Source organism: Paraburkholderia sp. FW306-2-2C-D06C, from assembly GCF_058781505.1.
In genome coordinates this window covers 69,334-77,851 of the sequence record NZ_JBYSWU010000038.1, presented here as the reverse complement: position 1 = coordinate 77,851, position 8,518 = coordinate 69,334, and the positions used below count along the sequence as shown (strand labels likewise).

The window sequence follows — 8,518 nt, the reverse complement described above, 5'->3', positions numbered from 1 at the left end:
CCGCAAGACCCCAAGCACGCCCCGCACAATTCCCCGCTCGAAGAAACGAGCCCGTACGCTGCGCATAGGCCTGCACTACGCGGACGCCTTTGCGAAGCTGGTCAAGCTCGCGGTCACCATTCAATACATGCAGGCGTCGAACCTTGACAGCACGCCCGTCGTAGCACAACTGCGGACGATTGCCGAGGATGCCCGGTCAGACCTTCAACTGGAACTGGATCAGTTCCGGGAACTGTGCGACGGGGTACTTCCATAGATGGAGGCATTTTCCAGCGGAAGACGAGACAGAGCCTTGCGCCTACGCGCCATCCAGCACAAATATGCATTAGAAATAAAGTGAGAGAGGAATGTTTGAAAATTGTCAATTCAAGGCTATCTCGAAAACACTTGGTTGACCTGATGAAAGTTAAATGGTCAGCTAACGGTTTGTGCGACCAGATCAGGAACAGGGGGAGTGGTTTGTGAGTTCAACAGTTGAGAATTGGGACGAGCTTAAACGTAATCCGAAGAAGCCCGCGGGGGCTGGTGACCACGAGAAATATTTCCTTCAGGTGCTCGGGCCTGAAAGGATCGAGGGTATTTCGGTGGTGTCATACCGTGCCGTCGAAAGGATGGGGCAGCCCTACCGCATCGATATCGTCGCGACTTTCCCGGACAAGCTAAAGCGTGATGTGATCCTGGGACATGAGGCGCAGTTCAGGCTCGTGCCCGACGATGGCGGCGAGCCGGTCGTGTACTGGGGACGCATTACACGCTTCTCGCATACGAAGACGACAAATGACTTTAGCAGTTACGAGATAGTTCTCGAAGCGCACATCGCCTGCCTGAATCCCCGCACGACGCAGACCTACCAGAACCAGAGTGCGCCCGAGATCATCGATTCGGTCCTGCGCCGCAACGAACTGAAGGGGCATCAGTTCATCTTCAAGTTGCGTCGCCAGTATCCAAGGCACCAGTTCAGGTTCCAGTACCAGCAGGGAGACTGGGATTTTGTCAACATGCTCATGCAGCAGGAAGGCATGTACAGCTACATCATCCAGGGCGATCACGGCGATGTCGTAATTTTTGGCGACGATATCGACCACTATGTGTACCAGCCCAAGGTCACGGCCCTGCACCGGGCCATCTCGGGCCTGATGACGGGCGAAGAATCCGTGTCGGCGTTGCGCACGGACACCGAAATGGTGCCCCAGTCCTTTGTCGTGGCCGACTATAACCCCGACCAGGCATGGGAGCGGTTCAGGGCCGAGGGGAACGTCGCCCAAAGCGATACAACGACTTACGGCCAGCCCTATATCTACGGCACGGGTCATCTTGATCAGGACGGCGCACGGTGGGAAGCACAGTTACGCCACGAGGCTGCGCTCGCGTGGCAGGTCGTCTATACAGGCGAGAGCAACCTGCGCGAACTGCGTCCCGGTCGCATCCTGACTACAGACGACAATCTGCCGGATGCGCCGCACGGTCAGGTCATCATCGAAGTCACGCACTCGGGCGCGCGTGACCAGCCCTATCGCAACACCTACAAGGCCATTCCTTCGGACCGGCGTTTCCGGTTAAGAATCGAGGATCATCGGTGGCCGAAAATCACGGGAACGCTGAGTGCCCGTGTCACGTCACCGGGCAAGTACAAATATGCCTATCTGACACAGCAGGGCTATTACGTCGTCCGCTTCGATTGTGACTATGGCGAGTGGCCTGCCGGTGGCGAGAGCGTGCCGCTGCGGCTTGCGAAACCATTCGCGGGCGGCTTGCAGACAGGCTTCCACTTCCCTGCAGTGGAGCAGACGGAAGCCATCATAGAATTTAGAGACGGTTGTCCGAACAAGCCGTATATCAGCGCTTTCCATCACACGAGCCAGCAGGTCGACCTGATTACCTGTCAGGATCGCCTGATGTCGCGCAACCGCATTTATACGCAGAGCGGCAACGAGGTTGATCTTGAAGACTGGGAAGGTGAGGAACACGTCAGGTTCTCCACCGAGCATTCAGGCAAGAGCCAGCTGACCCTGGGTCACATCGTCAACGGTAAACGTGAGCATCGCGGCAACGGCTTTGAACTGCGCACCGATAAGCAGGGCGCGCTGCGTGCCGGTGGCGGGCTGATGCTGTCCAGCGATGTACAGCAACAGGCTGGCGACAAACAGACCGACATGGCGGAAGCCATGCAGCAGTTCCAGACACTACAGGTTCAGGCTCAGGGGCTGGCCGATCTCGCGAACACGGCGAAGGCCGAGATCGCCGACCTGAAGGCCGAAAACGAATGGCTGAAGAACAGCGTGAACGAGCTGAAGGAGGCCGTCATGCTGCTGTCCTCGCCCCGGGGCATCGCTGTTTCGACGCCTGATCGTGTATCGGTTGGCGCGGGTAAGGACGTGAATGTGACGACTGGCTCAGGCTTCAACGTGAGCGCCCTGAAGAGCATCGTCATGGCGGCCGAAAGCGCGCTGTCGCTGTTCGCCCATACCCTCGGCATCAAGCTGTTTGCAGCGCGCGGGAAGGTCCAGATTCAGGCGCAGAGCGACGAGCTTGATATGTCGGCCCTGAAGGATATCAAGATAACCAGCTCGAACGGCAAGCTCATCCTCTCGGCAAAGGATGAGGTCTGGATTGGCGCGGGCGGTTCATACGTCCGTATCACCCCCTCCAACATCACGAACGCCACACCGGGTGACTACATCGAAAAGGCGGTGTCGTTCCAGAAGGACGCCCCGGATTCGGCAATGGTCAAGCAAGGGCTCCCGTGGACGACCGATCTGCCGGATACGGGCGCTCACGGTTCACGGTTCTCCGGCTGACAACGTTGCGTCGAACCTGACTTACTGACCCTTACCACTACCACACCTTACAAGCATGCCCGCACAAGCTCACCCGCATCCCGCACCAGCATCGGCCCCTGCGCCCGCATCAGCGGCCCCCGCGCCGCCCCCAGCGACCACACCGCTGACGTGGCGCTATCCGTTTGCGGACAGGGACAACAAGGAAGTGACCAGCCCGCAGACCTTCTATCAGGCACTGGCCGGAATGGATGACGGCTTTTTCCCGCTGGGGGTCAATGGCTTTCCGCACGGCGGTATCCACCTGAACAACGGCGTCGGCATGTTCGGGACAAAGGACGGCGTGCGCTGCATTGCTGACGGATACATTGTTGCCTACAGGATCGATGACGCCTATCCGCACCTGCAATTCAAGGACGGCAAGTGGGCCATGTACTCGACCGGCTTCGTGCTGGCACGCCATACGCTGACGCTGCCGCCCGCGCCCAACAGCACGGGCGTACAGCCAGCTGACGAGTCACACGATATCTACAGTCTCTACATGCACACGGCGGACTGGGCGACCTATCTGGCCGATGAGAAACTGAAGCGTCCGTGGTGGTGGCTGGATGTTGACGCGTTCCGCGTTCAGAACAGGGATCATCAGATGGCCCCGCCCGAGGGAGGCACGACCGGGGTGGCGGGCGCATTCGTCTGGACGGAGCCGAAGGCGGGCAAGAAGGCCGGCAGCTTCACGGCGGGCGAACAGGTCGGCTTCCTGCCCGAAGGCAGCGAGGTCATCGTCGGCGAGACGCGCGGCCAGTGGGTACACATCAAGACCATCACGGCGGGTCATATGGTCAGCCCGGTCAATGGCGGCTATTTGGGGTGGGAGGACCAGAATGTGCCGTGGAAAACTGAAGCCGATAACGCGAAGGTCACGCCTGAAAACGACTGGGGCTGGCTGTACAAGCCGAACCTGCAAGGGATCAAGGAACCGGACCCGGTAGGACAGGTGGTGATTCCTCCGAAGCCGGTATTCGTCAAGGCCGGGACGCCGCTCGGCCAGATCGGCGAGTATCACGATTACGAGCGCGCGACGCCGCTGCCGCCTGTGCCGAAGCGCCAGCTGTTGCATCTCGAAGTCTTTGCCGACGATGGTTTCAGCGCGTTTCTGGATAAAAGCCGCGCGCGGGCGGCACAGCTACCCGTCGAGCAGCGGACCCTTCTGGTGATAAATGCGGGCGCGAAACTGGTGAAAGACATCCCTCCGGCGGATCGCAAGTTGTGTGACTGGCATCCCCTGTACCGGGCTGATGTGACACCGGACAGTCCGGCAAGCGGTCCCTGGGTCAAGGTGCAACCGCGATATCAGGATTCGACCACGACCCTGCTCATGCCCGAGGGGCCGCCTGTATGGATCGAGCGCGAGAAACTTGCAACCGCAACGGCCACAACGCCCGCCTGGAGCCGGTTCCCGCTTAGCCTGCAAAAGGTGGCCGATCCGGCGAACGCATTTACGCTGGTGTATCCACGCAGTCAACTCGACGGATTGAGTGCGCGGGACAAGGCTGTTGACGACGGCAAGACGCAATGGTGGTATGTGAAATTCGGCAATGCAGACGGCCACCCGGCTACGGGCTGGGTCTGCGAAAAGGACCATCCCGGTACACAGTGGCAGAGCCCGTGGGCGTGGCCCGGCTTTGAGAAGGTGGACGCCACCGGTATCAATCTCGCGGATGCCTTCAAGCGCAACCTGGTCGTCACCAGTGCGGCGGACTGGAAGGAACAGAAGGAATTCGAGCCATCGGTCAGCGCGGTCAACGGCAGTCCGTTGCTGCTGAAACTGGAACAGACGATCGCAAGGCTGGCTCCCCCTCCGACCTATGGAGCCAGTCGCAAGCCCAAGCCGGAGAATCCTGCGGGCAAGGTTACGGCCAGGGCCATGCAGGCGGCAATGCGCACGCCGTGGCTCGCGCAGGCCCTATCACACGTGATCCTTCGCTACGAAAGCGAATGGGGCGGTGACATGTCGCGATGGGACGCAATCACGCCGCTGATGCGCAACGCGCGGGAGAACTGGCAGGTCGAATTGCAGCGCATCCACAAGCTGCAATGGTGGAACGATGTGAAGGGCAAGGTCGCGGGCTTTCCTGCCAGCGCGACGGTGCATCATATTCACCCGATTGGCCTCATTGCGAATTTCAGCGGATGTCCCTCGACATGCAAAACGGAAGTCTTCGAGTTTGAGACTACGGAAGGTACATTCAGAATCTCGAAAAAATCTTTTCAATTTATTCTTTCGAATGAAGGCTATAAAGATCATCCGTATGTTCCGGGTGGCGATCAATCTAGCGGCGTGACGGTTGGCTATGGCTATGATTTGGGGCAACAGAGTCCTGCTCAAATTGCAACCGATCTGAACTGCATTTTTTCGACTGCTCAAATCACCCGACTCCAGGGAGCATCGGGAAAGCACGGAGATCAAGCGAGACATCTACAGCCCTCGCTGGCAGACATACCTGTCACCTTAGATATGGCGTTGCGTTTGGCGATGGTGATGAAACGACGGTATGCGCAGCAGACGGTTGACGCATTTCCCGGTGTTGTAGGTCTTCATCCCCATTGCTCGGGTGCGCTTCTGGATCTTGTGATTAATCGCGGTCCAGGCATGCAGGACAAGCCTGGGCAAAAAACGAGAGTACATATGCGTGCGATTCGGGCGGATATTAGTGCAAATAATGCATCTGACGTTCCACTCCAATTACGGGCTATGAAGACACTATGGGACCCAGTTACGCAAAAAGGACTTCTGATCCGGCGCGATGAAGAAGCGAATTTGTTTGAAGAGGGCATGAACTGCAATTGCTGGAGATAAATAAATGAAGCGAATTAGTGTGATATTTACTGGACTATTTATACTGTCTAATTCCGCTTATTCCAAGTCGGTATGTGACAGTCAGATAACGCGCGAGATTGAGACTTGTGCCGAATCAAATTTCAAGGAAACTGATGCTGAATTAAATCGTGTTTATCAGGCGCTGGGGAAAAAATGGGTGGAAGCAGATCGCAAGAAGTTACAGCAGGCGCAACGCTATTGGATTCAGTACAAGACTAGGTACTGTCAAGTAGCATTTGATGAAACCAGCCCAGGTCAGGAAGCGGGTATCGATAAATTGGCTTGTTTAGAATCGGTAACGTCCACGAGGACACGCGAACTCCTTTTCCTTGATAACTCGTATAGCATGAATGATTTTAAGCAGGCTTTAAATTTCATGGCGAATGAATATGAAAATGGCAATGCGGGTCAGGTGCTCAATAAATTATCTCGAGATACGCCAGATGGAAATAATCAGGACTGGTTTCGATACGTCGAAGCTAATTGCCAAATGACTCACGCCAAGCTTCTAGAGGAGCACGACGTTTGTGTGGCGAGGATGAATTTTTACAAAAACTGGTAGCCTCACGATGCCGAATGAACAGCGCTGCTACAACGAGACGCGAAAATAACGGAGGATAACCTTGTTGACTCCCGGTATCCGGCATGACCACAGCGGACTTTCGTTCTTCAGGGCGTTGCCGGTCTACATTCTCTTTTTTGAAGACGATGACGGCGACCCCTGCCTTGTCACCGAAAGAACTGAGCAAGGCCAGGCAGTCGTGTGCCAACTCGCAACCGCAACGGCCACAACGCCCGCCTGGAGCCGGTTCCCGCTGAGCGTGCAAAAGGTGGCCGATCCGGCGAACGCATTTACGCTGGTGTATCCACGCAGTCAACTCGACGGATTGAGTGCGCGGGACAAGGCTGTTGACGACGGCAAGACGCAATGGTGGTATGTGAAATTCGGCAATGCAGACGGCCACCCGGCTACGGGCTGGGTCTGCGAGAAGAACCATCCCGGTACACAGTGGCAGAGTCCGTGGGCGTGGCCCGGCTTTGAGAAGGTGGACGCCACCGGTATCAATCTCGCGGATGCCTTCAAGCGCAATCTGGTCGTCACCGGTGCGGCGGACTGGAAGGAACCGAAGGAATTCGAGCCATCGGTCAGCGCAGTCAATGGCAGTCCGTTGCTGCTGAAACTGGAACAGACGATCGCAAGGCTGGCTCCCCCTCCGAGCTACGGTGCCAGTCGCAAGCCCAAACCGGGGAATCCTGCGGGCGCCAGGGCCATGCAGGCCGCCATGCGCACGCCTTGGCTCGCGCAGGCCCTATCACACGTGATCCTTCGCTACGAAAGCGAATGGGGCGGTGACATGTCGCGATGGGACGCAATCACGCCGCTGATGCGCAACGCGCGGGAGAACTGGCAGGTGGAATTGCAGCGCATCCACAAGCTGCAATGGTGGAACGATGTGAAGGGCAAGGTCGCGGGCTTTTCTGCCAGCGCGACGGTGCATCATATTCATCCCATTGCTTTGGTTGGCAATTTCCTTTCTGCTGGGTTGATATGCCCACATTGCGGCACTGATTTGACGATTACGTCCGAAATTCTGAGAAAAATATTCTCAAATATAAGCCAGAAAGATTCAATCGGATTTTCTGCGGAGCTAAATATTGCATTCAAAAAATATAAGATAAATACATGCAACCGTATTTCTCATTTCTTTGGTCAATGTGAGGTTGAGTGCGGTGGGTTTACAGCATTCAGGGAGAATTTGCGCTATAGCGACGGGAATAGGTTGTGGGGAATATATACAACCGCACTGAAGAACGGTTTGCACCGACTCCATCCAGACTGGAACGTCGCGCAAATGGAGAACTATACAAAGACTCATCTTGTTAATAACGACAGTGAGTTGGGTATGGTTTTGTTCGGAGATAACGAGTATCCAAACAGGGACTACAGAGGTCGCGGTCTTTTACATTTGACATGGCTGGCAAGCTACAACCAGTACAAAAATGCCAGCGGCATTGACATAGCAAGTGACCCAACGAAGGTCGAGAGCGATAGGCATGCCGCCACCGATTCTTCAGCGTGGTTTTGGAGCAGTCGCACGATCAACTCCCCAGCGGATGCAAACAACCCAAAGATCGTTACAAAAATAATAAACCCTGCCCTAAAGGACATTGACCGTCGAAAAGCCGCCGCTCGTCGGGCCTTTGAGATAATTAATAAAGGGCAACAGCCATGCAAGCATGATTGGGATGCAACGTTAACTGGAGCAAATGGATGGTAAAGAAGCTGGTATTTATTTTATCTTTGCTAGCGGCAAGCATGTTATCGCCGTCATTTGCAGATTCTTACGGTCGATCGCCACCTAGAATTTCGGCCGATCAGATAAAGCACGGCTGTGCCTTGGAATTTGGTCAAAGATATTATCCGAATGAGACTCATGCGCTTGGTGCGCAACCGTATGATATTGTTACGAATTGGGTTTGCGAAGGCGCTAAGGCCGTTGAGATCGACCGATATGAGGTGGAAGGCGGAAGTCCGCAAATAGCAACAGTTCTTTTTGGCAAGAGCAAAAGCTTCGCCGTGCTAGTAAAATGGTCGATTAACTCTCAAGCATCCGATTTTCAAGGGGATTTCTACAAAGTCTATGTCTATAAATACAATCTTGTTAGTGATACTGCGCCGTTTACACGGCAGGACAAGATAATGAACAAGTTTGGTCAAGGATGGGATGGGGTAAGGGATGGAGTCGCTGTCACATATCCATTCAAGGATGCAGCCTCTATTCGTAGGAGACTCCATCAGTTAAAGGATTGGTAGGAACCAATCGTTGCCAATCACCGAGGAGTGGCTGCTCGTATGCGTGGA

The 8,518-nt window shown here is 55.6% G+C and carries 6 protein-coding genes; all 6 read left to right on the top strand.

Translation table 11 applies throughout. The features are described 5' to 3' along the window. Window positions 1–256: hypothetical protein (locus AC3WLT_RS25300; RefSeq protein ID WP_492594420.1), on the top strand; the 256-nt coding region annotated here is incomplete at its 5' end. A 205-nt stretch (window positions 257–461) separates the two neighbouring features. After that, window positions 462–2,798: a type VI secretion system Vgr family protein gene (locus AC3WLT_RS25295; RefSeq protein WP_492594419.1), complete on the top strand. Its 2,337-nt coding sequence runs from the start codon at window positions 462–464 to the stop codon at window positions 2,796–2,798. 187 nt (window positions 2,799–2,985) lie between these two features. Further along, the gene (locus AC3WLT_RS25290) at window positions 2,986–5,634 is read left to right on the top strand and encodes a pesticin C-terminus-like muramidase (protein WP_492594418.1); all 2,649 of its coding nucleotides are present in this window, start codon (window positions 2,986–2,988) and stop codon (window positions 5,632–5,634) included. Window positions 5,635–5,638: 4 nt separating this feature from the next. Next, a complete protein-coding gene (locus AC3WLT_RS25285) occupies window positions 5,639–6,217 on the top strand; it encodes a lysozyme inhibitor LprI family protein (RefSeq protein WP_492594417.1) in 579 nt (192 codons plus the stop codon). A 64-nt stretch (window positions 6,218–6,281) separates the two neighbouring features. Beyond that, entirely contained in the window at window positions 6,282–7,934 is a 1,653-nt protein-coding gene (locus AC3WLT_RS25280; RefSeq protein WP_492594416.1) for a glycoside hydrolase family 19 protein, read from the top strand. After that, window positions 7,928–8,470 carry a hypothetical protein gene (locus AC3WLT_RS25275; protein WP_492594415.1) on the top strand — a complete coding sequence of 181 codons (543 nt, stop codon included), beginning with the start codon at window positions 7,928–7,930 and terminating at the stop codon, window positions 8,468–8,470. Before AC3WLT_RS25280 ends, AC3WLT_RS25275 begins: the two co-directional genes overlap by 7 nt. Window positions 8,471–8,518 lie beyond the last annotated feature (48 nt).